Below are 26128 nucleotides of genomic sequence, written 5' to 3'. Positions count from 1 at the left end.
TTCCCCTAACGGTATCCATCCGGAGAAATGACGGGCGTGGGATTTTTGCAGAGCCTCGGGATCATCGCGGTTTGCGCGGCGGTGCTGGTGGCGTTGGGGCGGGCGGTGCGGATGCCCGCGATCGTTGTGTATCTGCTCTGCGGCATTTTGCTCGGCCCGGTGCTGGGCTGGGTGGGGATGGATGAGGGGTTGGGTTTGATTTCCGAGACGGGGATTGCCCTGCTGCTTTTCCTCGTGGGGCTGGAGCTGAGCATTTCGAAGGTGAAGGATGTCGGGAAGGTGGCGCTCGCAGCGGGCTTCTCGCAGGTCGCGCTGACCGTGGGGCTGGGGTATCTGGTGGCGTGGGGGCTGGGTTTCGGGCTGGTGGAAGGGGTGTTCATCGCCTTGGCGGTGACCTTCAGCAGCACGGTGGTGGTGGTGAAACTGCTGGAGGAAAAGGGCGAACTGGAGAGCCTCTACGGCAGGATCTCGCTGGGGGTGCTGCTGGTGCAGGATCTGGTGGTCATCATGCTGCTGACTTTCCTTGCGGGGATTTCCGGGGCGGATTCCGGGCTGGATGCGGGGGCGATCGGGATGGGCTTGCTCAAGGCGTTCGGTGGGATGGTGGTGCTGCTGGCGGTGGCTGCGGTCGCGGCGAAATACATTCTCCCGAGGCCGTTCAAATGGGCGGCAAGGTCGCCGGAAATTCTGCTGATCTGGGCACTTTCATGGTGTTTCCTGATGGTCTTCGGGGCACATGAGTTCGGGCTTTCCCTGGAGGTCGGGGCGTTCCTTGCCGGGATGAGCCTAGCCCAGCTCCCATACAACGAGGATCTGCGGCGGCGGGTGCATCCGCTGATGAACTTCTTCGTCGCGGTGTTTTTCGTGACGCTGGGGATACGCATCGAGTTCGGGGGGGTGGTGGATCAGTTGGGTTCCGTGCTGGCGATTTCCACCTTTGTGCTGATCGGCAAGCCCATCGTGTTCCTGCTGATCCTCGGGCGGCTCGGCTACGGGAGGAAGACCTCGTTCCTCACCGGCGTGACGATGGCGCAGACCAGCGAGTTCTCGTTCATCCTCGCCGGGCTGGCGATGGCCAAGGGGCTGATCGGCGGGGAGATCATGCTGGTGTCCGCGCTGGTCGGGGTGGTGACGATCGCCGTTTCCTCCTACCTGATCCTCTACAGCCACAATGTCTATGCGTGGGCATTGAGGATGGGCTTGCTGCGCTGGAAATTCCTCGATGGAAAGCCGGAGATGGCTGACAGGATCGTGCATGCGGGCGAGCATCTGGATCGGCATGTGATCGTGGTGGGGATGAACACGCTGGGGCGCGAACTGGTGCGGCGCCTGACGGCAAAGGGCGAGGATGTGCTGGCGGTGGATACCGATCCGCTGAAGCTTGAGGGGCTGCCCGGGAGCTCCCTGCTGGGCAGCGTGGGGTATCTCTCGGTGCTGGAGGAAGCGGGCTACAAGCGGGCGAAGCTGCTGGTCAGCGCCCTGCAGATCGAGGAGACGAACGACCTGCTCGCCTACCGTTGCAAGAGCGTCGGCGTGCCGTGTGCGATCCATGTGGTGGATCTCTCCGTGGTGGACAACTTGCTGGAGCTGGAGGCGGATTACCTGATGGTTTCCAAGGTCGATGGGGTGAAGGCGCAGCTCAGGATTCTCAAGGAAATGGGGGTGCTGAAGTGACGGCGTTCGCTTTGCTCCTCGTGACCGCAGCGGTGGCCTATGGGTTCTGCCGCTTCTTCAGGTTGCCGTCGATTCCCGTGCTGATCGGGGCTGGGATGTTGCTTGGGATGGCGGGGCTTGTGCCGGAGGGTTTGGCGCTCGGCGGCGGCGAGGGCACGATGGGCATGCTGGAGCTCGGGCTGGTGTTCCTCGTTTTCGCTTCGGGTGTGGAGCTGAACCCGAGGCGCTTCAGGAGGTTCGGAAAGGCGGTGCTCTGGGTGGCCGGTGTGCAGTTTTCGTTGGCGATGGGTGTCGGTTTTCTCTGCGCGATCTGGATGGGAATGGGAACGCTGGAGGCGGTGTATGTGGGCGGTGGGTTGGCCGCGAGTTCGACCCTTGTGGTGCTGCGCCACCTGCAGGAGCGCAAGGCGATGTTCGAGCCGTATGGGCGCGTGGTCACGGGGGTTCTGCTGTTGCAGGATGTGGCTCTGGTCCTGCTGATCATCGTTCTCTCGCACGTGGATGACGGTGGATGGAATGTCGGGAGAGGCCTGTTGGAAGCGGCGGTGCTGGGCGGGGCCGCGTGGGTCGCGCAGCGCTTTGTGATCCCGAAGCTGGTGTTCCGCTTCAAGCCGGATGAGGAGAACCTGCTGCTGTGGCTGGTGGCGGTGCTGCTCGGTTTTGTCGGGCTCGCCTCGTGGCTTGATCTGCCGCTGATCGCAGGCGCTTTCGTGGGCGGATTTGTCTTTTCCGCATTTCCCCTCAACGGCCTTGTGCGCGGCCAGCTCTCCTCGCTGGTGGATTTTTTCCAGGCGATGTTCTTCGTAGCGCTCGGTGCGCTGCTCGGCGTGCCGGAAGCGGGTCTGTGGGGGCAGGCTCTTGTCTACTCGCTGGTGGTGATCGTGGTGACGCCGCCGCTCGTCGCGCTGGTGGCGGAGTGGCGCGGGCTCAACGCGCGCGCCGGGATCGAATCCGGCCTGCTGCTCGCGCAGACCAGCGAGTATTCCCTGCTGCTCGGATTGGGAGGCGTGATGCTCGGCCACGTCAGCCCGGAAACCTTTTCCGTCCTCGCGCTGACGACGGTGATCACCATGACGGCGACCCCGTTCCTCGGCCGCGAGTCTGTCGCGAATTTCCTGCTGCCCTTCCATCCGCTGCGGAAAAAAGGCCGGATCGAGTCCGCTCCGAGCGGCCATGTGCTCATCCTCGGCTTTGGCTCCGCAGGGATGTGGACTTTGAAACCCCTCCTCGCCCAGGGCGAAAATGTCCTCGTTGTCGATGATGATGCGGTTGTCTGCGCCGCGTTGGCGAAAAAGGGCATTCCTTTCCTACGTGGAGACGGAGCGGAGGTCGAGGTGCTTGAGAAAGCCGGGGCGCGGGATGCGAAACTAGTCATCGCCTCGATGCGCCGCGTGGGTGATGCGCTGACCGTATTGCGCCATGTGAAAGGCGTTCCCGTGGTCGCCAGGGTCTTCGAAGAGGTGGATGCGGAGAAGATTCGGGAGGCTGGTGGCAGGCCGGTGATGAACTCCATGGCGGCGGCGGATACCTTCATGGCCTGGCTGGAGAACAATGACAGGGTGAAGGGGTGAGGTGCCGGCGATCTTATGCCGCCGTTACGTTACCTCACACCACTGTCCCACTTCCAGTTCCCCAAGGGAGTATGCGCCGATTGACTCACGATGCAGCGAGGTCACGCGGATTCCGAAGCGGAGGAACATGCGCTTGATCTGGTGGTGGAGTCCTTCGTGGATGGTGAGGCGGCAGGATGTTTCCGTTAGAAGATCGACGGTGGCGGGTTGGGAGCGGGTGTTTTCCTTTTCGAAAGACATGCCTGCCCGGAATTTTGCGATGGCTTCTTCCGGGATGGTTTGGTCGGTGTGGACGAGGTAGGTTTTGGGGATCTTGTTCTCCGGGCGGGTGAGGGATTCGGAAAATTTGCTGTCGTTGGTGAGGATGACGAGGCCGGTGGTGGAGCGGTCGAGGCGGCCGGCGAGGTGCAGTTCGTGCGCCCAGGGTTCTCCGATCAGGTCGATGGCGGTTTGGTGGGTCGGATCTTTGGTGGCGGAGAGGATGCCGGCGGGCTTGTGGAGGAGGATGATGCGGCGGGTGTTAGCTTGGAGGATTTCTCCTGCGGCTGATATTTGGTCGAACTTTCCAATTTCCCGGGTGCCGTCGGTTTCGGTGCTTCCGTTCAGGATGACGGCCCCTGATTCTAACAGTTTTTTGGCGTGGCGTTTTCCCTGGCTGGTGTGTTTGGCGATGAACTGGGCTAGGGTCATGGGAATGAGGAGTGATAAGGGGTGCACGGATTCCGGGTTAGGGCGCGCTGATTCTGATGCCGGCGTTTTCCAGGGATGAGCGGGTGAGGGTCACTAGATCCAGGGCATGGTGGCTGTCGCCGTGGATGCATAGGGTTTGCGCTTTCAGGGGGATGGTGGCTCCGCTGAGGGTGGTGACTGATTTTTTGATGGCGATTTGGATGGCCTGTGAAACCGCTTCATCGGCGTTTTCGATGAGCGCCCGTTCATCGGTTCGTGGGCATAGGCTTCCGTCGTCTTGGTAGCGGCGGTCGATGAAGCCTTCGGGGCAGGTGGCCATCTTGATCGCGGCGGCGGCTAGGGCGAGTGCGCCTCGGGGAGGGGAGTAGAGGATCGTGTCCGGTTGCAGCTCAGCGATGGCGGAGACGAGGGCCGAGGCCATGGCCTCGTCCTCGTTGGCTTGGTTGTAGAGGGAGCCGTGGGGCTTGACGTGGTGCAGCCTTGGATGGATGGCGAGGATGCGCTCCAGCTGGCGATGAATCAGGGAACGGATTTCACCGGCCGAAAGGATCATCGGACGCCTGCCGAAATGTGCGGGGTCTTCGTAGCCGGGATGGGCGCCGATGGCGACCTGCGCATTGATGGCGAGTCCGACGGCGCGGCGTATGCTTTCCCTGTTCCCGGCATGTCCGCCGCAGGCGATGTTGGCCGAGCTGGCGAAGGCCATGAGGGCTTCATCCTGTTCGCCACCTTCGCCGAGATCCGCGTTGAGGTCGATCGTGTGCATGGGTTTGTATCGGGTGGGACTAGGGAAATGGAAAGCCGACCTCCGAGGCGGCAGGATTCGGTTGAGGCGCCGCCGCACCCGGCTTGTGCTGCCGCCCGGAAGGACGGCTTTGCGTAGCGGCGTTGCCACCAGCCCCATTCTCCCGCATGGCGAGCATCAGTCCGGCGTTGAGAATGCCAAGCTCGCGCTGCAGCCCGTTCCAGGCATCCCGTGCCTCGTCCAGGCCGACCTCCCGGAAGCGCAGCTGTGTCCCCGGCCAGGCGCGGGCGAGTCTGGGGATGTCCGCCGAGATCACGTGGCCGATCTGCGGGTAGCCGCCGATGGTCTGGCGCTCGCTCATCAGGACGATGGGCTGGCCGTCCGGGGGAACCTGCACCGATCCGAATACGACCGGCTGGGAAACCATTTCGCGTGGTTCCCTGAGGCCGAGCCTTGGCCCTTCCAACCGTGTGCCCGTCCGGTCTGAGGACGGGCTGACTTCATAAAAACTTCCAGAGAAGGCGCGGTGTGCTTCCAGGCCGAACCAATCCGCCTGCCCCCCCCGGAGGTAGCGGATTTCGATCAGTTTCCCGTCGGGATGGGGCCATGCAACGTGCCAGTTTGCGGATGTCTGGGAGGTGCTCGCTTTTCCCACGGGCAGTAAATCTCCGGCTCGTAGGGTGCGGCCATGCTGTCCGCCGAAAACCGCGCGCAGGTCCGTCGCACGGCTGCCAAGCAATTTCGGAACGTCGATGCCACCCGCCACGGCGACATAGCCACGCAGGTGGCACATGCGGCCGCGCAGATCGACGATTTCCCCGGCCTTGATCCCGTGCGGACGCCCGGAGCTTTCATCCCCCCAGCCGACCCATGCCACGCAAGCATCCGCAACGAACCGCAGCACGGGGCCTGTCATGGTGCATTCGATGACGGCGGTTTCGTCCGGATTGCCGACAAGGCGGTTGGCGATGGAGGCAAGCACCGGGTCGGCGGCTCCTCCGGGCGATACGCCGAGGTGCTGGCTGCCCCATCTGCCGTGATCCTGGATGGAGCTGAGCGCACCCGGCTCGATGACCTCGATGCCTTCGCTTGGGGCTTCGGATCGCGGGGGGGAGGGTTCGGTTTCCTGAAGCGTGTCCGTCTCCGCGAAACGCACCTTGTCGCCGGGTTGGAGCAGTGACGGAGGCTCGCGGTGGGGATCGAACAAGGTCAGATTCGTGCGACCGATCACATGCCATCCGCCCTGCGATGCGAAGGGGTAGATGCCGGCCTGGTTGCCGGCGATGGCAACGGAACCGGCTTGCACTTTGCGCGGGCTGGGGTGGCGGGGTTGGTGGAGCTGTGGAGGCAGTCCCAGCAAGTATGGGAAACCGGGCGAGAAGCCGATGGCGGCGACGGTGTATTCCGCGCTGCCGTGCAGAGCGATGAGTTCGGGCACGGTAAGATTGCGGGCTTCGGCCAGCGCCTCAAGGTCGGAGCCGCATTGCCCGCCGTAGGCCACGGGGATGGTGACGGTTTTTGCGGCTGTGGTTTGTTCCCCTCCGGCCTGGTCGAGATCGAGCAAGGTCAGGTGGTCGAGCACCTTCTGGCCGTCGGCTGGATTGAAATGTGCCGCGATGGTGTCGAAGGAGGAGACGATATCGACGATCTCCGGGATGGGATTTGACTGCAGAACGCGGCGCAGGCGGAGGATGAGCCCGAGCCTGTCTTCCGGGGTCGATCCGCTGGCCTTGAAGAGCCATGCCGAGTCTCCGAGCGCGTGCAATCCCATGGCGACAGGATGCCAGAAATGCAGGGAGGCGCAAGGTGGCGCTTTCGATCACTGTCTCGCAGTGAAATGGTGCGGCCATCTATCAGTGGGAGGGTTGATCACGCCGGATCATGGCTGGAATGGAGAAATCAGGCGCCTGGCAACGAGAGCGTGAACCGTATGCAGCCTTTTTCGGGTATGTCGGCGGTGAGGGTTGCGCGCATGGCCTCGGCGGCCTCGCGGGAGAGGGTGAGTCCGATGCCGAGGTGGGCGGAACTGGTGCGGGAGGCATCGCGGCGGAAGAGCGGCTCGAAAAGGCGTTCGAGGTCATCCGGGAGATCAGCGCAGGGATTGGTGAAGGAGATTTCATGGCGGCCTTCGGAACGTGAGAGCCGGATGGAAACGGTGGAGCCCGGGGGGGAGTAGGATGCGGCGTTATCCGCGAGGTTGTTGATGATCAGGGCGGTGAGCACGGGATCGGCGAAGGAGGTGAAGTTGTCGTTTGGGTAGGTGATCGATAGGCCGATCTCGCAGTCATTGTAGCGTTTTTCGAAAGCATCGAGGGATTCGGTCAGGATTTCCCCGAGGTCAATGGGGGCGGGTTTTGCAGGGTCGCCCTGGCTTCCGATGCGGGATAGTGCGGAGAGGCGCTGGACGAGTGCGGCAAGCTCGGCGGAGGTTTTTGCGCATGCTTCGAGGTGCCGCCTGTATTCGCTTGCGTCGCGGTCTTTCGAGAGGGCGAGTTCTGTGGTGGCGCTGAGGCTGGCGATGGGTGTGCGCAGCTCGTGGGAGGCGTGGCGTATGAAATCCTGCTCGCGGCTGCGGATGGCGGCGACGCGGGAGAGCAGGGTGTCGAAGGATTCGGCGAGCGGAGTGAGTTCGGCGGGTATGCCGCCGGGTAGGACGATGGGAGAGTCGAGCCGTTCTCCGCTGCGGCTGCGGACTTGCTCGGTGAGGGAGGCGATGGGGGTGAGCGAGCCGCGGATGGCGTGGTCTATGAGGTAGAAGCCGATCGCGAGGGTGACAAGGGTGCCCACGCAGAGGATGACGGTGAGTTCGGCGAGGGTGCGGAGGACGGGTGTGAGATCCCTGGCGACGACGAGGGTGTGCGGATGTTCCTCCGGATGGAACTTCATCCCTGCGGCATTCATGGCGGCTTTCTCCCCGGGCAAAATGTATGGGAAGATCAGAAGTCCGATGGCGCGGGCGTGCTCCAGGCGTCCGGGGATTGCTATCGTTTCGATATCGGGCTCGCCTTCGGGGCCGGTGAATTTCGGGAGGTCGTTGTTGCGGAGGGCGGGGGAGCGGGTGGTGAGGCCGCTTTGCTCGTTCCAATACTGGAAGAGTGATTGGTCGCTCAGGGCGGGGTTGGTGCCGATGCCTTCCTCCCACTCGAAGATGATCGCTCCGCCCTCGTATTCCATCTGGTTGGCGAGGATGGAGGCGGTCTCTCGGAGTGAATTGTCGATTTCCTCGTAGAGGCTGTGGCGGACCATCAGGTAGATGGAGAGTGAGAGGACGGCGGCGAGGATGCCGGTGCCGATGCCGCAGCGGATGAGCAGGCTGCGGCGGATGGAAGGGCTGCTCATACGGGGTTTTCCGAGAGGACGAAGCCGTGTCCGCGGCGGGTGTGGATGAGGTTGGGCAGATCGCCGGTGTTCAGTTTTTTCCGGAGGTAGCCGATGTAAACGTCGGCGGCGTTCGAGGTGCCGCCGGTGGAGTCCTCGAAGACGTGCTCCCAGATATCGGTGCGGGAGACGGGTTCGCCGCTGCGGAAGGCGAGGTATTCCAGGAGCCGGTATTCCAGGGCGGTGAGATCGATGGTTTTGCCGGCGCGTGAAACGGTGCGGCGTACGGGGTCGAGGTTGAGATCCGCGATGTGGATGACAGGGTCCTTGCGGTCGAATTTCCTGCGGAGCATGGCGTGGATGCGGGCGAGAGCCTCGGCCATGGGGAAGGGCTTGGTGAGGTAGTCGTCGGCACCGGCGTTGAGGGCTTCGAGGCGATCTTCCAGGCCGTCGCGCGCGCTGATGACGAGTATGAAGGTGTCGGTGCCTTTCTTGCGGAGTTTTTTCAGGATCTCCATGCCGTCGATCCCGGGAAGCATGAGGTCGAGGAGTATGGCATCGTAGGGTTGTTCGGTGGCATGCCAGAGGCCTTCGTCACCGTTGCCGGTGGAGTCCACGACGAAGGATGCCTCGCGCATGTATTGTGTGAGGGACTCGCGCAGGCCGCGGTTGTCTTCGATGATGAGGAGTCGCATTTCCCTGCGAATCCTAGCCGTTGGATTTGAAACGCCAACCATGGAAGATGGGGTGCGGCTTTTCCGGCACGGAGGGCATTTGGGCCGGGGGCGCGGGCGGGATGATGCGCCGCCATGAGAGGAAGACGATCCAGCACAGTATGGCGGTGACGAGGGTGTGGGAGAGGTAATGGGCGCCCTTGAGCATCTGGTAGGTGCCCATCATGGTGCCGACGCAGAGCCCGATGGAGATGCCGATGGCACGGCCACGGCGGGTGGAAGCCATGCCGGCCAGGGCGAGCAGGGAGTAGCCGCCGCTGGCATGGCCGGCGGGGAAGCCTCGCCCGCGCTTGGCCGGGTGATCGCCGGGCGGGTAATGTCCCATGACTTTCACGTAAGGGGCATCACCGTTGTAGCGGCGGATCTGCGCGGGGGTGAAGGTGTCTGTGGTGGCTTTTCCGAAGGCGACGAGGGCGGGTGCGCTTGCGAGGGTGGCGGCGAGGATGATGAGATCGCGGCGGGCGAAGGGGAGCTTTCGGGGTTTCCTGCAACAAACAACTGCGCCGATTGTGAAGAGTCCGAGCAACCAGATCATCACCTTTGGGCCGGTGTAGAAGAGCAGGCGTGGCACAGTGGCATTCGCATCGACGACCCAGCGGTGGGTGGCGAAGTTGTAGAAATGATCCTGGAGCCACAGGTCCATGCCGGTGGCCTCGCAGATCGCGAAAACAGCGGCGAGGACAACGACGGATGGCCAAAGGGTTCTGTCCATGTCAGCGTTTCAGTTTCCCGGAGCCGAAGAGCCATGAGGCTCCCTGGTACCAGACGATGGTTTCGCGGAGCAGGGCTGCGGCTTTCTCACGGTTGCCCATGGGTGTCAGTTCGCCGGTGGCCAAAAGGCAGTTGTAGGAGGAGTGCTTCTTGTTCGGCTTGAGGATGGTCATGCTATCCGGGGTGATCATGGCGATCTTCTGGTAGTTGCTGACGAAGGAACGCTCCGGCAGGCTGGTGGCGGCGGCGCTGAGGTAATCGTGGCCGAAGCTCAGGGTTGTGTAGTTCCAGTTCAGCAGGCCGAAGACGGTGGGCATGATGTCGATCTGGCTGGAGAGCTTGCTGATCTTTTGCGCTTGGACGAGGGCGGGATTGTAGATCATCCCTGGGATGCGGTATTTCGTGACGTCGATGTCCTGCTTGCCAGCGCTGCTTGCGCAGTGGTCGGAGACGATGACGAAGAGGGTTTTGGCGAACCATGGCTTTCCGGAGGCCTTTTCGATGAAATCGCCCAATGCCCAGTCGGCGTATTTGACGGCACCGCTGCGGCGGTCTGCCGGGGTGAGATCGATGCGGCCTGCAGGGAATTCGTAGGGGCGGTGGTTGCTGGTGGTCATGCAGAAGAAGTGGAAGGGTTTGCCTTCGGCGTGGTCCTTGTCGGCCTCGGCGATGGCCTTGTTGAAAAGATCCTCGTCGCATGCACCCCAGGAGGTCTTGAAGGTGGTGTCCTTTTCCTCCCATGCATTGGAGTCCATGATGCGGCAGCCTGCGGTGGAGAAGTAGCGGTTCATGAAGTCGAATCGTCCGTCGCCTCCATAAAAGAACCCGCAATCGTAGCCGCGGTCCAGGAAGGGGCCGAAGGTGGTCTTGAGATCGGTGCCCTGCGGGCGGTAGATGATGGCCTGGCCAGGGGTGGGGGGCAGGTTCAGGGTGAGGGCTTCCATGCCGCGAACGGTGCGGGTGCCGGTGGCGTAGAGGTTCTCGAAAAAGACCGAGTTCTCGCGGAGGCGGTCGAGGTTTGGCGTGAGGCTTCCGCTTCCGCCGGAGTAGGACATGAAATCCGCGCTGAGGCTTTCCATGCAGATAAGCACGACATTCCATTCGTTTTCCTTTCCGGGTTTCGAAATGGTGCGCGAGAGATCGTCGGCGGCTCCGGAAGCGGGTTTTTCGTTTTCCGTGACGAGCAGTTGCCTTGCGCTTTCCAGCATCTCATTCTCGTCCCCCTCAAGGTACCAGCGCTTGTAATCGAGCTCCATCTGCTTGAAGGCCGCGAAGAAAGCCCAGCAGCCGTTCTTGGCGATCTCGGTGTCGTATTGGTTGCCGAAGGCGGGGATGTAGGACTGGCTGACGAGGCGGTTTGTAAGGAAAGGGACGGTGAGCAGGACGGCGAGGCCGCTGGCGCGGTGGCGCAGGCAGGTGGTAGCCCTTTCGTCCAGGAATCCGAAAAGCCCTGCGCGCCGCATGCCCCAGACGATGGCGACGGCTGTCAGGGCTATGGCGGGCATGATGAGCCCCATGGGGTAGGATTCGGAAATGTTGCCCCAGACTTCCTGGGTCCAGATCAGGTAATCGACGGCGATGAAGTTGAAACGTGCGCCGAACTCATCCCAGAAAAACCATTCCGCCGTGGTGATGAAAACGAGCATGCCGGTGTAGAGCACGGCGAGGGCGGCGAGCAGCCACTGCGCCCATGTTTTCCGTGACAGCCTTGATGGGAGGATGATGCCGAGAAGGAGCCACGGGATGGCCGCGAAAACGCCCGCCGCAAGGTCGTAGAGCAGGCCGACCGCGAAGGCGCCGAGGAGGGATCCGTTGAAGCCAAGCTCCGAGTGGGCGGAGATGGCGAGCACGATCCGGGCGATGAGCGAGAATGCGAAGAACAGGGCGAAGGATAGGATGGCGAAGCGGGCGGGTATGGATGCGGTCAGTTTTCTCATGGATTTGCGGGTTCCATCAGCCGCCTGTCCGGTGCCGGTTCGCGCGGAAAAGGGAGGTGTCCCTTTTCAAGAGCAAACGGTAATGGACGATGAGCAACGCGGTCGCCAAGGCACCCACCACGAATGCGAAACGCATGGGGTAGGAGCTGATGACGCGCTGGATCATTGTGGGGCTGATGCGCAAAGGAATAGCCGCCACTTCATGAGAAAAGCATGAGAGAGGCGTTTTTTTCGGAAAAATCTCCCGCCTAATATCCCTTCATCCACTCCACGATGTCCGCGACATCCTGTGCGCTGAGGCCGATCTGGTCGGCGCTGAGCATTAGGGAACGGTCAAGCGGCTTGAGGTCATTGACCTGCGGTCTCGGCACATCCTGGGTGATGCCTCCGGTGGAGCGGATGGAGACGGCTTTCCCTCCGGAAAGCACGATCCCATCGATGCGCTTGCCGTCCTTTAGTGTGAGCGACTGCCCCTCGAATCCCTGCGCGATGTCGGCGGATGGATCGACGATGCTGCGCACAACCACCTCGGCCGGCTGAGCCCTCGCAAACCCCTTGAGCGCCGGCCCGTAGTCCGGGCCGTTGCCATCGATCTGGTGGCACATCATGCAACGGGCTGCGAGCTGCTTGCCCTTCGCCGCATCGCCCTTCAGGGCCAGGACATCTTGCACGGAAAATTTCATGGCCTCCGGTTTGGGTGGCATGGGGGAGGCGACGATCATCGCGGGCTTTCCGGCGATCCCCCTTTTCGCGAGCGCTGGCTGGAGGTTCATGGATGACCACTCGCCACCGCTGCGGTTGAGCAGCCACCACGTCGCCTGTTCGCGTGCGGGGGAGCTTTCCGCGGCCAAGGCAATGAGTGCATCGGCGGATTCGCGTGTGTCGATGAAGGCGAGCGAATCCACCGCAAATCTGCGCTGCACATCGGAAAAGCTTTTCTCGCTGGCGCGGGCGGCGAGCGCGGGAACGGCGGCCTGCGGCATGAGCCGCCAGGTGAGCCATGCGAAACTTTCCGGCCAAGCATTGGGTGCGCCGGGTCTCATTTCCTCAACAAGCGCCTTCCAGAGAGCCTCGGTGTTGTGCCCCGCGCCGAGGCCTAGCGATTCGAGGTAGGATCGATCCTTGCCGTCCCATGCCTTGGCGACGGCGACAAGGACTTCCCCGGCCTCGTCCCAACTGCGGTAGCGCATTTCCATCGCGGCCTCCGCGCGGATGGCGGCGGAGCTGTCCGAAGCGAGCCTCTTGCCGTATGCCAGTGCGTCCAGTTTGCCGGAGCGGCGGATCGCTCGGAAAGCGGTGAGACGTTCTCTCTCATCGTCCCCGGAGAGGATTTCCTCGAGCTTCGCAACACCCCTATCACCAACGTAAGGGAGCAACCAGACCGCCCGTGCTGCTACGAAGGGATTCTCGTTTTCCAGCACCCCGGCAATCGCTTCATGGCTCTTTGCCCCATCTTCCTTGAGCTTACGGAAGCCTGACCAGCGGACGTTGTTCGCCGGAGATTCCAGCGCGGTGACAGCCCCATCCATGGTCGAGAGATCGATCCTCGGGACGGACGGCCTGAAGCCTTTCGGGGCGATGCGGTAGATGACGCCGGAGGCCGCCTCGTCGTTGGTGCCGTGACCGCCCACGCGCGAATCGGTCCAGTCGGCGACGTAGATCGCACCGTCAGCGCCGACCATCACATCCGAAGGGCGGAACTGATAGAAGACCTCGCGGCCCGTCTTCGAGTTATCCTTTTTCTTCACCCCCCCGACGAAATCAGAGCCGCGGAATTCCTTTCCGGCGTTCGAGGTGACGAAGTCGTGGCGATCGAGCTTGAAGCCCGCACCATCGAGTTCCGGGCGGTAGGAGAAAATCACGTTTTTGCCCGGCTCGCAGGAAAGCAGGGTGCCGCTGAAACTTTCCGGCAGCGCGCCGTTTTCGTAGAATGCGATCCCGGTGGGCGAGCCGCCCCCGTAGACATCGCCCGCCGGCATGGTGCCCGGATCCTGCTGCCGCCACTCTGCGGTGGGCGTGTCCTGGCCGGGACGCTTGTCGGCTCGCCAGTCGCGCTTGCCGTCGCGGGAGAAGTAGCCGGCGTTTCCATGCTCGATCATGTGGGTCACGCGACAGGCAGGCGGGTCGTCGTTGTCGTTCTGGAAAACGAAGCCGAAGGAGTTTGTGATCTGCTCGTAGGAGTTGCGGAAACCGTGGCCGATCACCTCGGTGCCGGTGCCGTCCGGGTTGATGCGGAAAGCCGCGCCCGCGTTGTAGGAAAAGCCGTCGTCGGAGGCCAGTCCGGCGATTTTCCGGACATCGGTGACGTATTTCGAGAACGGCTCGTGCACGTAGGATCCGCCGAAGCGGAAGGCCTTGCCTGCCTTGTCGGTGAACATCCCGCCGGTGTTGCCCTGGTTGAAAACCCATTTCCCATCCGGGCTGCCGGTGACGGAATGGAGCGAGTGGTCGTGGTTGCGCCCGTTGAAGCCGGTCAGGAAAACTTCTTTCGTGTCGCCGTCCGCCTCGCTGAATTTCCCGTCGCGGTTCACATCGGTGAGCTTGAGAAGGTTGGGCGGCTGCGAAACCATGACCACGTTGTCGAACACGCCGATTCCGAGCGGCGCGACGAGTTCGGGATCCTGCCAGAACACGGTGGACCTGTCGGCTTTCCCATCCATATCCGTGTCCTCGAGGATCACGATGCGGTCACCCTCGGGTCGGCGGCCTTGCTTGCCCCGGTAGTTGACCCCCTCGGTGACCCAGATGCGGCCGAGATGGTCCGCATCCATGTTCGTCGGGTTGAAAAGCAGCGGCGAGGCGGCCCACGGGACAATCTCCAGGCTTTCCGGTAAGACGAAGGAATCCAAGGGCATCTCGGGAGCCTCATCGGTGGGACTCCAGGCGAAAGCGGCGGAGGAAAAAAGGAGTGGCAGGAAGTGGATGGGTCTCATGTTTCGGCAGGCTTCTCTATGGCCTATCCTACTTGCCGGAACTTTCTGGTCAATCACCCGTCTGCAGCGGCGCTCGGCTTACCCGTTCAGGCACAGAATCATCCCCACCGGCGGCTATGGCGCTGTCTAGTCTGCGGTTCATCCCCACGGGTGTGGGGAAACCTGAGGGTGACCGTGCATTCGCGTATTGTGTCCCTAACGGGTCTTGGCGAATTCTCCCAAAGCGCATTCGCAATGTGTCCGACGAACCGGCAGTGAGCCTCAACCGAGAGACCAGGCTTTCCGTTTGCCAGATCGGTTTTTGCCCAGCAATCGGAGAGTTTTCCCATTAGTTTGATATCCGTCCAATCACTCCAACAACCGCCTGTCCAGCGAGCGGAACTGGATGCCAGGGCTACCGCATTCAGGTTGTTCCGAGGAAGGCGGCTAGACGCTTTGAACGATCCGATTTCCCCGCAAGTTCGCCGCTTGTTTGCAGGAGGTTGTGGCCCAGACGGCGCAGCAGCGACATGTTCTTCGCCGCATGCCCGCTGCGGCCGCGCGACTGGTTCTCGTTGAACATCACGTCATCACCCAGTGGCAGCGGTTTTCGATCGCCAAATATCCGCGCACGAGCGCGAGCAACCGCGTTGCCTCGGGTGGCAGGCTGCTCAGCCAGTGGCGCCTCGCCCTGACAGCCTCCTCACCCGGCAGGTGCCGGACGCTTCCCACACACATCACTCTGCAGATCCCCACCCACATGATCCGCCCTTTCGGGGCGATCCAACCGAGATGATTCGTCACGCGGATCCTGCGTTCCTCGGCACGGCCATGGCCTGCATCGGTCCCGGCATGGCGGGTCACCTCACCGCGCCCGGCCTCGATCCAATCCAGCGCCCCTCCGTCCGAAAAGAGAGACCCGCACCATCGTGCAGCGTGCCCTGGTTGCCCTGTCTATCGGGTGACCGGAACCGGATCGCTTCGAACACCTCGTTGCCGGTGATGTATTGCTTCCCCGCGAGATCGGTGAGGGTTCGGGAAACTTTTAGTATGCGGTCGCGGGCGGAGAAGTTCATCTGCTCCATGGCGTGTTCGAGGTAGCCGCGTGATTCGGCGTCGAGCTGGCAGCATTCGCGATCCTGTTTCGCGCCCATCGCTGCGTTGGTGGTGAGTTTCGCGGATTTGAAACGCTGCACCTTGATGTGGCGCGCGGCGGCGAATCTCTCGCGGATCACTGCCGATGATTCACCGGTGACGGCATCGGAGGTGAGTTCGAGGAAATCGACGAGCGGCACCTCGACCTGGATGTCTATGCGATCCAGCAGCGGGCCGATGATTTTCTGGCGATGGTTTTCGATCTGCCGGACGGAGCAGCGGCACTGCCTTTTCGAGTCCCCGTAAAAACCGCACGGGTGTAGGTTCATCGCCGTGACGATCATGAAGCGGGCGGGGAAATGATGAGTTTCACCACTTCGATTTCCTCACTCATTTCCTTCTTTGGCCAATGCACCAAGTGATTGGTTGGCAGTGGCCAGGACGGTGATGCTGGATGCGAGCATGAGGATGGCGGCGATGACCGGGTGAAGGAGTCCGGAGGCGGCGAATGCGATGCCGATGAAATTGTAGGCAAGGGTGAAGGCGAGGAGTTGGTCGATTGCTAGGGTAGCGCCCTCGCGGGATTCCTCGCGGAAGTTGGTTTGCCCGATGATTTCACCGTCGAGTAGAAAATGGATGGATCGGTTGGCTCTCCGTTGGGTTCGTTGGCATCGAAAATCGTCTCGGCGGCATGTTCCAGATCCTCGAACTGGCGGTTGTTCGCAGCCCATGAGAAGGCGAAGATCGTCCCGAGGCTGCCGAGGATCATGATGACCATGACGATGATGATGGCGGTGAGCATTGTGATCAGAGATTGAGGTGCGCGCCTCCGATGATGGAGTGGGCATCAAAACCGTTCTGCTGGAGGATGCGCGCAGCAAAGTAGGACGTCTTTCCCATCTGGCAAATGGTGAAGACCGATTGCGAAGAATCGATCTCGGAAAGGCGGCTGCGGAGCTGGGCGAGGGGTATGTTTTTCGCTCCGGGCACGGGCTGGGTTGCCGATTTCGCGGCAGGGCGGACGTCGATGATCTGGGCGGATTCTTCCGGCAGGCCGTAGGCGGGCTTCAGCAGGCCGTCGCGGAGATTGCAGGCGGCGAATCCGGCGATGTTGACCGGGTCTTTGGCGGAGCCGAAAGGCGGCGCGTAGCAGAGTTCCAGGTGGCAGAGGTCGTCGATGGTCATCCGGGCGCGTATGGCGGTCGCGATGATGTCGATGCGCTTGTCCACGCCGTCCTTGCCCACGGCCTGTGCGCCGAGAACGCGGCCGTCTTCCGGGGACCAAAGGAGCTTGAGCTTGATGGTTTCCGAGCCGGGGAAGTAATCCGCGTGGGAGGATGCGTTGATCGTGACGGTTTCGTAGGGGATGTCCTGGCTTTTGAGAAACGCCTCGCCATGCCCGGTGACGGCGGCGATCTGGTCAAAGACGCGGACGATGGCGGTGCCGATCGAGCCGGGGTATGGCAGGGCTTTTTCTCCGCGGAAAATGTGATCTGCGATGGTGCGCCCCTGGCGGTTCGCGGGGCCGCCAAGAGGAAGCGGGCGGTAGGTGCCGAGGATGGCATCGCGCGTTTCGACGGCGTCTCCGGCCGCGTAGATGTCGGGGTCGGAGCTTTGTTGGAACTCATTGACGCGGATATGGCCGCGCTGGCCGAGGGTGAGGCCGGCGTCCTTGGCGAGGGAGCTTTCCGGACGGACACCGACGGAGAGGATGATGAGATCCGTTTCCACGCGGAGGCCGCTGGAAAAGGAGGCCGTCAGACCTGGCTCGATGGAGATGAGATTCTCGCTGAGGTGCAGCTCGATTCCATTTGTGAAAAGCGCTTTCGCGAGATCGTGGGAAAGCTCGGGATCGAGGGGCGGGAGCACTTGCGGAAAGCGCTCCGCGAGGATCGTTTGCTTGCCCAGGCGATGGATCTGTTCCGCCATTTCCAGCCCGATGAAACCGCCTCCTAGAATGAGCACGGACTTCGCGGATTTCAGATCGTCCTCGATCCGATCCATATCCTGCAGGGTGCGCAGGGAGTGGACGCGCGGGAGATCAATACCGAGGAGATCCGGGACGATGGGCGAAGCTCCGGGGGCGAGAACGAGCTTGTCGTAGGGCAGTTTCGTCTCGGTGCCCGTCGAGAGATCGCGGACGAGAACGCTTTTTGAGGGGCGGTCGATGGAGAGCGCTTCGGTGCGGGTGAGCACCGTGAGATTGAGGAGTTGCGAGAGGGACTCGGGGGTCTGGATCGCGAGATCCGAGCGGTCTTGGATTTCCCCGCCTATGTGGTAAGGCAGGCCGCAGTTGGCGAAGGAAACGTCCGGGCCGCGCTCGATGATGGTGATTTCTGCGGATTCGGAGAGGCGGCGGGCGCGGGCGGCGGCGGATGCGCCACCGGCGACGCCTCCGATGATGAGGATTTTCATAGGATGCGTGGAAATGGATTAATCGAGTGTGACGGTGACACGGAACGCACCGCGGAGGTCGCCTTCGGAGAAGTTGATTGCCTGGTCGTTGGGATAGAGATCGATGATTTTTTCCGACAGCGCGGAGGAAAATTCCGAGGGGGAGCCGTGGCACTTGAGGCAGATTGCTTCGGTGAGAATGGGTTGGTAGTAGATGATTTGAGTGCGGCCGTTGTGGATGAGTTTCGATGGAGGGAGATCTTTTCCTGAAGCGAGGAGATTTTCCCATTCGAGGAGGACTGCGCGGTCTTGATCGGTGGGGGCGTTGGCAGGATTGCGCACTCGTAGTGCGGTGCGGGAGACGATTGCCTCTGGGAACTCTTGGCTGGTTTGCGTGGTTAGTGGCTGGGCGATTTTCTGGCAGACGTGAAGTGCGGTCTCCGGGCTGCCGGATTGGAGGGCGGCTTTGAGCTGTGCTCCAAGATTTTTCTTGAGGGTGAGCGAGGCGTCCGAGCCAATGCGCCCGGCTGTCTCGACCTGCTCCGGCGGCAGTTCTGCTGTGTTGGTAGTGTCATTATCAGAGCTGCAGCCCGAGGTGAATGGGAGCAGACAGGCGGAAAGAAGAGAGGTGAAGAGGCTCAGTCTGGTGTGGTGGAATCCCGGGACGTGATGCTCCGCGAAATCGACATCGATGCTGACATCCAGCAGCTCGTGGGAGCCTGTGTTGATTTGCGGGTGAAAGGTGGCAAGAAAGAGAAATTTCGGGTTGCTTCCGCGCTTCTCTGAAAGTCTGCTTGCGACAGGTGGTTGGGTGACGATAGAATTTTGTAGAGACATAAATGAATAGATTCCGAAGTAAGAATAGATGAGCACGAAGTCCAGTGGAAAATCAAAGATGGGAGCAGCGGCATTGGAGAAAGTCGCCGGGATGTTCCGTGTTCTGGGTGAGGAGGGTCGCCTTTCGCTGCTTCAGGAGCTGAAATCCGGGGAAAAAACCGTAGGTGAGCTTGTTGAGGCAAGCGGACAGGGGCAGGCGAGTGTTTCGAAACATCTCAAGCTGATGTTCGACGCGGGACTTGTCTCGCGCCGGAAAGATGGCGTGAAGGTGTTTTATTCGTTGAAGGACGAAATGGTTTTCACACTCTGCAGACTGGTTTGTGGGAAACTGAATACCGATCAAAAGAGCCGCGGAGAGATCGACTATTCGATATAACGGACAAGGAAGGTTTTGGGTTCCGGCAGCGGCTTCTTGGCAATCGCCCTCCGATAGCCTCCGGGGCAACCAGGAAATCCGATCAACCGACTTATGGGGTGGCCTCCGTCGCTGGATATATGCGGAAGAACTTCTGCGCGGCCTTTGTCTCATCGAATCCATAGACCCCTGCCGTTAGGCCGGTGGCAAGCTCCCGCCACCCGATAAGATCGGCTGACTCCTCGACCAGTATGGACGTCCCGACGGGAAGCGGCCCCCAGGTCAACTCACCCGGCCCGAGCCTGATGCTTAGTGCCGTTTCCGGAACGTTTGGCGTGAGGACGACTTCGAAAACACGACCCGATGCCCCTGTGTTCCCGCCGTTTCCGGCATCCGCTACGATACCGCCGAAAATGTGTCCGATTACGAGAGGCTGGTTCATCACGGTGAGGTCGAGAACCTTCGGGGCGAGCGTCCGGAGACCCTCTTTCGGAAAGAATTCGGCATTGGTTCCAAAGCGGAGCTCTTTGCCATTGCTTTCGACCAGGGGGAATCGCGTGTGAAGCCAGTATTGCCGCAGCGAACCGTCGGACGAGCGGACGACGGCCGAGCATTGGTTGGTGAACGGGGCTTGGTCGTCCCTTACGAAGGAGCCGCCGACGAGTTCCCGCTCTAGAATTGTCAGGCCGCCGAAAAGGATCATATGGCACTCATCGTTGGCTCGCTGGTAAAGGGTGGTCTTGGCGCAATGGTAGATCTGGAAGGCCTGCTTTAGCGAGGCCTGGTCACCCGGGTCTTGCATCGAGACGCTCCCCCCTTGCCCGATCAGGACGGGCAGGGTCCAGACCCCGTTTTCCGGGGTGAAGACACCCGAGAGCACCATGGCGGCCTCCTCAAATTCCCCGAGGCCGGTTCGCCTGACGATCGGCACCACATTGAGATCCCGGCGGCGATAGGCGTCATCGGCCGGAGTTGCCATCTTGGAGGCTGCGGGGACAACAGGATTTCCGGAGGCATCCAGGCCCATTTCAAAACGACGAACCTGCCGCGTGTAGACACCATTGAAATTCGGACGATAGCGCCCGGCGTATTTTTGCCCGAAGACCAGTTGGAATTCGGTGCCCAGCTTTTCCAAGGCTCCGCCGGTGACCTGGAAATAGGGATCGGAAATCTGCCTGATGTGGGCGCTGGCCATGGAAGTCTCGGCACCTGCGGCTTCTTTCACCCAAGCGACGATTCCCGGCAGGTTGACCGCCGACAGAGTGTCATAGGTTCGGTGGTCTGATACCGATCGCCTGTAGCCATAGCCGCCCGCGATCACGAGCGTTTCCCCCTGTTGGTGGTATTGGGTATTGGTCGAGGAAAGGCTATCGACCTGATCCGCAGACAAACCACTGGCGCCGGAAGTTTCGAGCGACTTGTGCCACGATTGCCTGGTCGTTGGGTTGATGACCCAGACCTCCCGGTTCTCGTACACCGGGTCGAAAGCATTCATTCCCGTCATGCCGTGCAATCCGTTGGTTCGCCCCGCCATGAGAATCCACTCCCCCTCCCATGAGGCCGCTGCCACCGAGTGAATGTTCGGCAGAACCGCCGGAGCCAAGGAAATCTCCCGAATCTCCAGGGAATATGGCAGGGTGCCCTCGGCATAGGGCAAAGTGAGTTCAGCTGTCTGGTGTTGAGCTGCTGAAGGAAGAGCGCCAAGCACGAACAGCGAGAGCGTTGAAGTCTTGATCGTGATTGCTTTCATGCTGGAGTTCCTAGGAATGGATAGACCGTCCCAAAAATTCCTCATCCCATCAATTGCAAATATCGCGATAGAAGAATATATTTGTCGTCATGCCAAACCAACCGACCGTTTCAACAATGAAAGCCCTACTCCTGATTCCCGTCCTTCTCGCCAGCACGGCCTCTTCTCGCGCAGAATCCTTCCGCGGCCCACTTCCCGAAGAGCAGCGCGACATCATCCACTACATGGCGGAGCACCACGCTGAGTTGTCGAGAAAAGTCACCATGACGGAGACGGGATACAGCGCGGTCACCACCACAGAGAACAAGGAGCTAGTGGAAAAGCTTCACGCCCATGTCGCCTACATGAAAAAGCGGCTCGATTCCGGCGCAATGGTGCGGCGTTGGGATCCGGCTTACGCCGAGATGGTGGAGCACTACGAGGATCTTGATGCAAAGATCACCCCGGTTGAGAACGGTCTCGAAGTCACGGTGACGGGCAAAACCCCGCGTGCCATCAAGATTGCCCAGAACCATGCGAACATCGTGACCTCTTTTGCCAAGGAAGGCTTCCCGTCCGTCGAGCGCGAGCACCCGGACACCACACAGCTCAAGTTCGATGAGGGAAAAAAGGCGGCCGAATCCGAACCTTCAAAGCAGGCACCGAAATGATGCAGTGACCCTCCTGTGGCTTGATGAGGTAGCCATAGAAATGTGATGCGTGATCTGGGAGCAGTTACTTGTCACTCGAAGAGCTGCCGGTCGAGCGAGCGGAACTGGATCGCCTCAAGCACTTCGTTACCGGTGATGTTTTCCTTTCCGGCGAGGTCGGTCGAGGTGCGGGAGACCCTGAGAATTCGGTCGGGCAGGGATCCGCTGATTTTCTGGCGGTAGTTCTCGATTTGCCGGACGGAGCAGCGGCACTGCCTCTACCCGTCTCCGTAAAACCCGCACGGGTCTGGGCTCCATTTTCGCAGACACCGGCATGGAGCTCATCGGCTCCCGTATTCCGTCCGGATGATCCGGAAGCCGTTCCGAAGATAAGTCGGCAATGCGTTGGGATGATCTTTCGAGCAGGTGTCGAGAAACACCCGTCCGATTCCCTCCGTCCATGCGCGCTCCAAAGCCTTCGATAGCAAAGACCCGCCCAGACCCTTTCCGATGGATTCCGGAGCCAATCCCAACAGCGCGATCCGGACTCCCTCGTCCTGTCTCGAGAGCTCGAAATACCCGCAATCCTGCCCCTGGAAACTCGCGATCCATGTCTCCAGATTCTCCGATTCCACATACCCGCGCCACTCCTCCTCCGACCACTTCAGGCGATCCGTCCAAGCCCACCGCGCGCCCACCCTTCGATACCAGTCCAGGTTGATCCGCCCATTTTTTTCCGCGAGGGCGATCTGGAAATCCTCAGGCACCGTCGGAAAATTCACCGGCCGCTCCACCATCTCCAAAAACGTGATCCATTCCGTCATACAAGCATCCATCATGATCGGCGCTCCTCACGCCCTTCAAACTACAAGTTCCCGCCTGTTGCCGATTGAGAGGATTCCACGAGATAGGAGATGGTCTTGTTCACTCCGCCGGGGTGAGGATGAATTCCTTGATCGTGACGCCGCGGCTGCCCTGGGCGATTTCGAACTGGAGGGTGTTCGATCCGCTTTTCAGGGTGACCGGGATCGGCTCTGTGGTTTGCCAGAGGCCTATGGTGTAGGGCACGGGTTGTTCCACAGGACTTTCGTCATTCACGGCGAAGAGGAATTTCTGGCCGGTCTGGGCGGTGGCGACCTTCGCTGTCAGCAGGTAATTCCCTGATCTAGGTGCTTTGACCTTGTACTCGGTTTTGAAACCACCGAAGGCGTGGATCTGCATGCCGCCGGAGAACGAGCGCATCGAGGCCGATTTTCCGGATGTCGTTTCGTGGGCGACGGACGGGATGGTGACGATGCCGCCTTCCTCGCGGATTTCACGATCTGCCTTGGCGGCCGCCTCCGATTGGATTTTCTGCTCCTTCTCGTTGGCTTCGGCGAGCTCCTCACCGAGCGCGCCGAGGTCGGCGGCGTTTGCGGCGAGGGTGCGGGACTGGTAAAGCGCGACACGGCTCCAGAACCCGCCATCGACCTTGCGGCGTTCGCTGTAGGCCGGCTCGCCGAGAATGCGGCTGACCATTTCCGCGCGCACGATTTTCATATAGTCCTCCTTGTGGGCGCGCGCCTGGGTCTCCAGCTGGAACTCGGATCCGCTGAGAGGCACATCGTCCTTGTCCCACCAACTGTGGGGGAAACCGGCGCCGAGATTGACCACCCAGCCTTTCGGCGTCCAGTGGCTGAGGGCGGCGTGGGCTTTCTGCGTCACTCCCCATGTCGGGATCCCGAAGGAACGCAGGATGAAACGCCCGAAGAACGCGCGGCGTCCGCAGACCCCGCCGTTGCGGATGATGTTCTGCATATGGTGATTCTGGGGGTCGTCATACTGCACGTTCTGCGAACCGTAGGGCACCTCGCTCTTCACGCTGGAAACATAGCGCCAGCCGTAGTCCGCGCCGTATATGTGGTCCGGGCGGTAGGTGCGGAGCATTTCACGCCCCCATGCGAGGATTTCGTCGGGGTCCTCGGCGTTGGCGACAAAGCGCATCTCCCATGTGGTGAGACTTTTGAAAGCGGGATCCAGTTCGCCGCCCAGGAAGGCTTTTTCGAAATGCAGATAACGCTTCACCGGGTGGATGTGGGAGGATTGGTCCTTCACGTTGGGGCTGTTTTTCTGGGTGACCGGGTTGGCGTGCTCAAGGCTGGTGGCCAGCGCGAGGCGGCGCAAAACCCCGTCCTTCGCCTGCGGGCTGACCTTCCGGATGACGGTGAAAATTTTCATCGCCTCGCCGAACTTTCCGAAGCGGGCGCCACCGGCCTCCATCATCTCCTTCATCAAGGCCTCGTCGGCCAGCAGCTGCCCGACCGCCTCGGCGTTGTCGGCGCTTTGCTCGGCGAAATCGGCGAGCCCATCCGGGGTGGCTGCGGTGAGAACGAAGGCCTTGGCGAGTTTCCCGTCGAGCGTGTCGTTGTCGAGGAAGGAACCCATCGATCCCATGAGGCTTTTGGCGGCGGCGGTCTCGTCGGCCTTGGCCTTGGCCAGTTCGGCTTGGGCCTTTTCGTGGGCTTTCTTGAGGGATGGCTCGTCGGCCTTGGCTTTTTCATAGAGAGCCGTGCGCTCCTTGAGGGCGGCCTCGCCCGCGGCGAGGTTTTTCTCGGCGGCCTCGAGTTGGTTTTCGGCGGCTTTCTTTTCCGCCGCGGTTTTGGCATTCTTCAGGTTCGCCTGAGCCGCTGCGATATCCTTCTTCGCGCCGCCGATCCACTTGCCATTCGCGTGGTCGATCAAGCCTTTCGCGGCTGCGATCTGGCCGAGACCCTTTTGCGCGGCATCCGCCGTGGCCGATGCTTCGGCGAGCACTTTCGCCGCATTTTCAAGATCCGCCACCGCACTGTCGCCGACCTTGGGCAGCGCGCGGGAGATTTCCTCCTTGAGTGATTTCAAATCGGACGCAAAGCCGGACTTTAGTCTCTTGCCCTTATAGGGACTCTCGTCCGCGGGAGGCCAGACATCCGGGAGATCCTTGGGATCCGATGCGCCCGCCGGGGTGGGCACCGATGTCGGCACCCCTATGGTGCGTTTTTCCTCAAGGTATTCCTTGAGGTAGGCGATATCCGCAGCGGCCAGCTTGTCCTGCTCGAAATGCATGCTCGTGCCGTTGGACAAGGCCACCGTGACCAATCCGATCCTGGGGTCGTAGGACTTGAGTTCGCCCTCGAAGGTCTTGGCTCCGTCGGAACTGGTCCATGTCCTGGCGTGGGCGCCGGTCAGGAGCAGGCTGGAGATGGCAGCCAGAAGCAGGCGGCTGGAGAGGAGATGCTTGGTGGGTATGGTTTTCATGATCCGAAGCGCTGGTTCTTGAACGGTGACCAGAGGGACTGTCTTTCTTCTCTCTCATTTTCACAAACAGGAAGATTTGTGACATGCCCTGTCGTGGGTGCCGGTTTTCATTCCAATCGAACAGCTGGCGGTGGTTCTCGATCTGCCGGACGGAGCCGTGAAACCATCCCTTTGGACACCTGCAGAAACCACAAGGGCAGGAGTTTGTTTGCAGGAGAAACGTCGAAGAAAAAGTCGAACGCCGGGGCAATCCTGAAAGCCGGAGAGTCGAAAGGATTCTTGGGCGTAATTTCACCCGTCCCCCGTTTGTCAGGTTGGCGGAAGCGATCACAATAGGTCATCTGCCCGCTGGCACCGGTCCGATCGTGCCGCCCTCGATGAACCGCGCTATGGAAAAGGTCTGGCGACGGTCGTCCTTGCCCTGCGCCACGAGCTTGGCCCAGCGCAGGATCCGCCGCCGGATCGGCGCGAAGTCCCACTCAAAACAAGCGACCTCCGGATCGCACCACGACAGGGCGGCGTCCGCTTCCTCGCAGACCAAGGACACATCGCGCGGTGCGATGATGCCCCGCTGCGCGAGGTGATCGCGAACCGCAATGAATAGTGGTGGCTCGCTGATCATGAAAGCGGTTGGTGGCGTGTGCTTGAAGAGCGGGTCGAGGTAGCGATGCAGTTCCTCAGGGGTGCTGCCCCAGCAGGGCAGATGGTAGGGACCGGTGACGATGCCATGGGCTTCCAGGGCGTCAAGAAAGCCCTGTTCATAAAGCGCGGGCTTCGGAACCAGGCGTTCTTCCCGCGTCAGCATAACGATGCGGCGATGACCCAGTTCGACCAGACGCCGCACCACCACAGTAGGGTCTCTCCAAGCGCTGCTTCCGGCGATCGGCAACCCGGACTTCACTCCGAACAGCGCGAAGGCCGGCACGGGTTGCCGGCTGAACCACTCCAGCACCTCGCTGCTCCCCGCACAGACGATCCACGCATCGGCTTGGGTTTTCGCGACAAAACGGGCGACCCGCCCCGGATCCATCCCTAGGTCGTGGAGTGATTTCTGGGCGAAGCCGACAGCGAAGCCGGCCCGGTCAAGTTCAGCCAGCACTTCGAGCTCCTCGCGCGCGCCGATGTCCTTTCGCTCGTAGAGCAGGATCCTGATCCTCAAGGTGCGTGCCCTTGCCGCGCCACTGGGTAGGACGATGCGCCGCCGCCGCCCGGGGCCATCGGAAACCAACCAGCCTTCCTTGGCCAGGCGCCGCATCGCCTCCTCGACGGTCGAGTGACTGACCCCGAATCGTCCCGCCAGCCGGCTCCGTCCCGGCAGGCTGCCACGCCAGCTGCCGTCCAGCATGCCCTCGCGCAGCCGCTCAACAACCTGATCGGCACGCGAGGTGAAATTGCATTCGGACATGGCCAAAACCTGTCGGAAAAACCAACAGCTAGGCAAGGGAAATCCCCTTGTGGATCATTTTACGGAGGAACTAGTTTGGCAGTAATCGCCCGATGTCA

The 26128-nt window shown here is 61.4% G+C and carries 24 protein-coding genes; 4 read left to right on the top strand and 20 right to left on the bottom strand.

The window, feature by feature from the left end; all coding sequences use genetic code 11:
- Positions 1-36: 36 nt before the first annotated feature.
- Together HZ994_04270 and HZ994_04265 are read left to right on the top strand one after the other, a co-directional pair.
- Positions 37-1674 carry a cation:proton antiporter gene (locus HZ994_04270; protein ID QTN31572.1) on the top strand — a complete coding sequence of 546 codons (1638 nt, stop codon included), beginning with the start codon at positions 37-39 and terminating at the stop codon, positions 1672-1674.
- Positions 1671-3245: a cation:proton antiporter gene (locus HZ994_04265; GenBank protein QTN31571.1), complete on the top strand. Its 1575-nt coding sequence runs from the start codon at positions 1671-1673 to the stop codon at positions 3243-3245. The genes HZ994_04270 and HZ994_04265 overlap by 4 nt, the downstream gene beginning before the upstream one ends.
- A 24-nt stretch (positions 3246-3269) precedes the next feature.
- Here HZ994_04265 and HZ994_04260 read toward each other — a convergent pair whose 3' ends face one another.
- The 15 genes from HZ994_04260 to HZ994_04190 all read right to left on the bottom strand — a co-directional run bounded on the left by HZ994_04260 (position 3270) and on the right by HZ994_04190 (position 18618).
- Positions 3270-3935, bottom strand: coding sequence for a pseudouridine synthase (locus tag HZ994_04260; protein QTN31570.1), 666 nt, complete (start codon positions 3933-3935; stop codon positions 3270-3272).
- A 37-nt stretch (positions 3936-3972) separates the two neighbouring features.
- Positions 3973-4701, bottom strand: coding sequence for a 5-oxoprolinase subunit PxpA (gene pxpA / locus HZ994_04255; protein ID QTN31569.1), 729 nt, complete (start codon positions 4699-4701; stop codon positions 3973-3975).
- Between the two features lie 19 nt (positions 4702-4720).
- Positions 4721-6451 carry a 5-oxoprolinase subunit PxpB gene (gene pxpB, locus HZ994_04250; GenBank protein QTN31568.1) on the bottom strand — a complete coding sequence of 577 codons (1731 nt, stop codon included), beginning with the start codon at positions 6449-6451 and terminating at the stop codon, positions 4721-4723.
- A gap of 128 nt (positions 6452-6579) precedes the next feature.
- On the bottom strand, positions 6580-8019 hold the full coding sequence (locus tag HZ994_04245; GenBank protein QTN31567.1) for a hypothetical protein: 1440 nt from the start codon (positions 8017-8019) through the stop codon (positions 6580-6582).
- Entirely contained in the window at positions 8016-8693 is a 678-nt protein-coding gene (locus HZ994_04240; protein ID QTN31566.1) for a response regulator transcription factor, read from the bottom strand. Before HZ994_04240 ends, HZ994_04245 begins: the two co-directional genes overlap by 4 nt.
- A gap of 13 nt (positions 8694-8706) precedes the next feature.
- Positions 8707-9444, bottom strand: a complete 738-nt coding sequence (locus HZ994_04235; protein ID QTN31565.1) for a phosphatase PAP2 family protein — start codon at positions 9442-9444, stop codon at positions 8707-8709.
- Position 9445: 1 nt separating this feature from the next.
- Complete coding sequence (locus HZ994_04230; GenBank protein QTN31564.1) at positions 9446-11380, bottom strand: sulfatase-like hydrolase/transferase; 1935 nt, start codon at positions 11378-11380, stop codon at positions 9446-9448.
- Positions 11381-11396: 16 nt separating this feature from the next.
- Positions 11397-11546 carry a hypothetical protein gene (locus tag HZ994_04225; protein QTN31563.1) on the bottom strand — a complete coding sequence of 50 codons (150 nt, stop codon included), beginning with the start codon at positions 11544-11546 and terminating at the stop codon, positions 11397-11399.
- 82 nt (positions 11547-11628) lie between these two features.
- Positions 11629-14313: a c-type cytochrome gene (locus HZ994_04220; GenBank protein QTN31562.1), complete on the bottom strand. Its 2685-nt coding sequence runs from the start codon at positions 14311-14313 to the stop codon at positions 11629-11631.
- 403 nt (positions 14314-14716) lie between these two features.
- Positions 14717-14875, bottom strand: a complete 159-nt coding sequence (locus HZ994_04215; GenBank protein ID QTN31561.1) for a hypothetical protein — start codon at positions 14873-14875, stop codon at positions 14717-14719.
- Positions 14875-15096 carry a hypothetical protein gene (locus HZ994_04210; protein ID QTN31560.1) on the bottom strand — a complete coding sequence of 74 codons (222 nt, stop codon included), beginning with the start codon at positions 15094-15096 and terminating at the stop codon, positions 14875-14877. The genes HZ994_04215 and HZ994_04210 overlap by 1 nt, the downstream gene beginning before the upstream one ends.
- A gap of 56 nt (positions 15097-15152) precedes the next feature.
- Positions 15153-15731, bottom strand: a complete 579-nt coding sequence (locus tag HZ994_04205) for an ATP-binding protein (GenBank protein QTN31559.1) — start codon at positions 15729-15731, stop codon at positions 15153-15155.
- 218 nt (positions 15732-15949) lie between these two features.
- Entirely contained in the window at positions 15950-16189 is a 240-nt protein-coding gene (gene ccoS, locus HZ994_04200; GenBank protein QTN31558.1) for a cbb3-type cytochrome oxidase assembly protein CcoS, read from the bottom strand.
- Positions 16190-16194: 5 nt separating this feature from the next.
- Positions 16195-17802: an FAD-dependent oxidoreductase gene (locus HZ994_04195; protein ID QTN31557.1), complete on the bottom strand. Its 1608-nt coding sequence runs from the start codon at positions 17800-17802 to the stop codon at positions 16195-16197.
- A gap of 18 nt (positions 17803-17820) precedes the next feature.
- Positions 17821-18618 (bottom strand): DUF3365 domain-containing protein, encoded by a 798-nt coding sequence (locus HZ994_04190; protein QTN31556.1) that lies wholly within the window; start codon positions 18616-18618, stop codon positions 17821-17823.
- Between the two features lie 58 nt (positions 18619-18676).
- On the opposite strand from HZ994_04190, the gene HZ994_04185 reads away from it, so the two are divergent.
- Positions 18677-18994, top strand: a complete 318-nt coding sequence (locus HZ994_04185) for a winged helix-turn-helix transcriptional regulator (GenBank protein ID QTN34314.1) — start codon at positions 18677-18679, stop codon at positions 18992-18994.
- Between the two features lie 91 nt (positions 18995-19085).
- Here HZ994_04185 and HZ994_04180 read toward each other — a convergent pair whose 3' ends face one another.
- Positions 19086-20723, bottom strand: coding sequence for a hypothetical protein (locus HZ994_04180; protein ID QTN31555.1), 1638 nt, complete (start codon positions 20721-20723; stop codon positions 19086-19088).
- 116 nt (positions 20724-20839) lie between these two features.
- On the opposite strand from HZ994_04180, the gene HZ994_04175 reads away from it, so the two are divergent.
- On the top strand, positions 20840-21373 hold the full coding sequence (locus HZ994_04175) for a hypothetical protein (protein QTN31554.1): 534 nt from the start codon (positions 20840-20842) through the stop codon (positions 21371-21373).
- Positions 21374-21444: 71 nt separating this feature from the next.
- On the opposite strand, the gene HZ994_04170 is transcribed toward HZ994_04175, so the two are convergent.
- The 4 genes from HZ994_04170 to HZ994_04155 form a co-directional block, all read right to left on the bottom strand.
- The gene (locus tag HZ994_04170; GenBank protein QTN34313.1) at positions 21445-21603 is read right to left on the bottom strand and encodes a hypothetical protein; all 159 of its coding nucleotides are present in this window, start codon (positions 21601-21603) and stop codon (positions 21445-21447) included.
- Positions 21604-21693: 90 nt separating this feature from the next.
- Positions 21694-22176, bottom strand: coding sequence for a GNAT family N-acetyltransferase (locus tag HZ994_04165; protein ID QTN31553.1), 483 nt, complete (start codon positions 22174-22176; stop codon positions 21694-21696).
- Positions 22177-22276: 100 nt separating this feature from the next.
- The gene (locus tag HZ994_04160; GenBank protein QTN31552.1) at positions 22277-24625 is read right to left on the bottom strand and encodes a hypothetical protein; all 2349 of its coding nucleotides are present in this window, start codon (positions 24623-24625) and stop codon (positions 22277-22279) included.
- A 337-nt stretch (positions 24626-24962) separates the two neighbouring features.
- A complete protein-coding gene (locus HZ994_04155; GenBank protein ID QTN31551.1) occupies positions 24963-26030 on the bottom strand; it encodes a substrate-binding domain-containing protein in 1068 nt (355 codons plus the stop codon).
- Between the last annotated feature and the right edge of the window lie 98 nt (positions 26031-26128).

The sequence above is a fragment of the Akkermansiaceae bacterium genome (genome assembly GCA_017798145.1).
Lineage (GTDB): Bacteria > Verrucomicrobiota > Verrucomicrobiia > Verrucomicrobiales > Akkermansiaceae > Luteolibacter.
Note: the sequence above shows the minus strand (reverse complement) of the source record. Positions and strands in the feature narration are given on the sequence as shown.

What these genes read in the sequence shown, in the direction of transcription:
- HZ994_04260 (QTN31570.1), bottom strand. Translation starts at nt 3,935, where the DNA reads ATGACCCTAGCCCAGTTCATCGCCAAACACACCAGCCAGGGAAAACGC.
- pxpA (QTN31569.1), bottom strand. Translation starts at nt 4,701, where the DNA reads ATGCACACGATCGACCTCAACGCGGATCTCGGCGAAGGTGGCGAACAG.
- pxpB (QTN31568.1), bottom strand. Translation starts at nt 6,451, where the DNA reads ATGGGATTGCACGCGCTCGGAGACTCGGCATGGCTCTTCAAGGCCAGC.
- HZ994_04245 (QTN31567.1), bottom strand. Translation starts at nt 8,019, where the DNA reads ATGAGCAGCCCTTCCATCCGCCGCAGCCTGCTCATCCGCTGCGGCATC.
- HZ994_04240 (QTN31566.1), bottom strand. Translation starts at nt 8,693, where the DNA reads ATGCGACTCCTCATCATCGAAGACAACCGCGGCCTGCGCGAGTCCCTC.
- HZ994_04235 (QTN31565.1), bottom strand. Translation starts at nt 9,444, where the DNA reads ATGGACAGAACCCTTTGGCCATCCGTCGTTGTCCTCGCCGCTGTTTTC.
- HZ994_04230 (QTN31564.1), bottom strand. Translation starts at nt 11,380, where the DNA reads ATGAGAAAACTGACCGCATCCATACCCGCCCGCTTCGCCATCCTATCC.
- HZ994_04225 (QTN31563.1), bottom strand. Translation starts at nt 11,546, where the DNA reads ATGATCCAGCGCGTCATCAGCTCCTACCCCATGCGTTTCGCATTCGTG.
- HZ994_04220 (QTN31562.1), bottom strand. Translation starts at nt 14,313, where the DNA reads ATGAGACCCATCCACTTCCTGCCACTCCTTTTTTCCTCCGCCGCTTTC.
- HZ994_04215 (QTN31561.1), bottom strand. Translation starts at nt 14,875, where the DNA reads ATGTTCAACGAGAACCAGTCGCGCGGCCGCAGCGGGCATGCGGCGAAG.
- HZ994_04205 (QTN31559.1), bottom strand. Translation starts at nt 15,731, where the DNA reads ATGATCGTCACGGCGATGAACCTACACCCGTGCGGTTTTTACGGGGAC.
- ccoS (QTN31558.1), bottom strand. Translation starts at nt 16,189, where the DNA reads ATGCTCACCGCCATCATCATCGTCATGGTCATCATGATCCTCGGCAGC.
- HZ994_04195 (QTN31557.1), bottom strand. Translation starts at nt 17,802, where the DNA reads ATGAAAATCCTCATCATCGGAGGCGTCGCCGGTGGCGCATCCGCCGCC.
- HZ994_04190 (QTN31556.1), bottom strand. Translation starts at nt 18,618, where the DNA reads ATGTCTCTACAAAATTCTATCGTCACCCAACCACCTGTCGCAAGCAGA.
- HZ994_04185 (QTN34314.1), top strand. Translation starts at nt 18,677, where the DNA reads ATGGGAGCAGCGGCATTGGAGAAAGTCGCCGGGATGTTCCGTGTTCTG.
- HZ994_04180 (QTN31555.1), bottom strand. Translation starts at nt 20,723, where the DNA reads ATGAAAGCAATCACGATCAAGACTTCAACGCTCTCGCTGTTCGTGCTT.
- HZ994_04175 (QTN31554.1), top strand. Translation starts at nt 20,840, where the DNA reads ATGAAAGCCCTACTCCTGATTCCCGTCCTTCTCGCCAGCACGGCCTCT.
- HZ994_04165 (QTN31553.1), bottom strand. Translation starts at nt 22,176, where the DNA reads ATGACGGAATGGATCACGTTTTTGGAGATGGTGGAGCGGCCGGTGAAT.
- HZ994_04160 (QTN31552.1), bottom strand. Translation starts at nt 24,625, where the DNA reads ATGAAAACCATACCCACCAAGCATCTCCTCTCCAGCCGCCTGCTTCTG.
- HZ994_04155 (QTN31551.1), bottom strand. Translation starts at nt 26,030, where the DNA reads ATGTCCGAATGCAATTTCACCTCGCGTGCCGATCAGGTTGTTGAGCGG.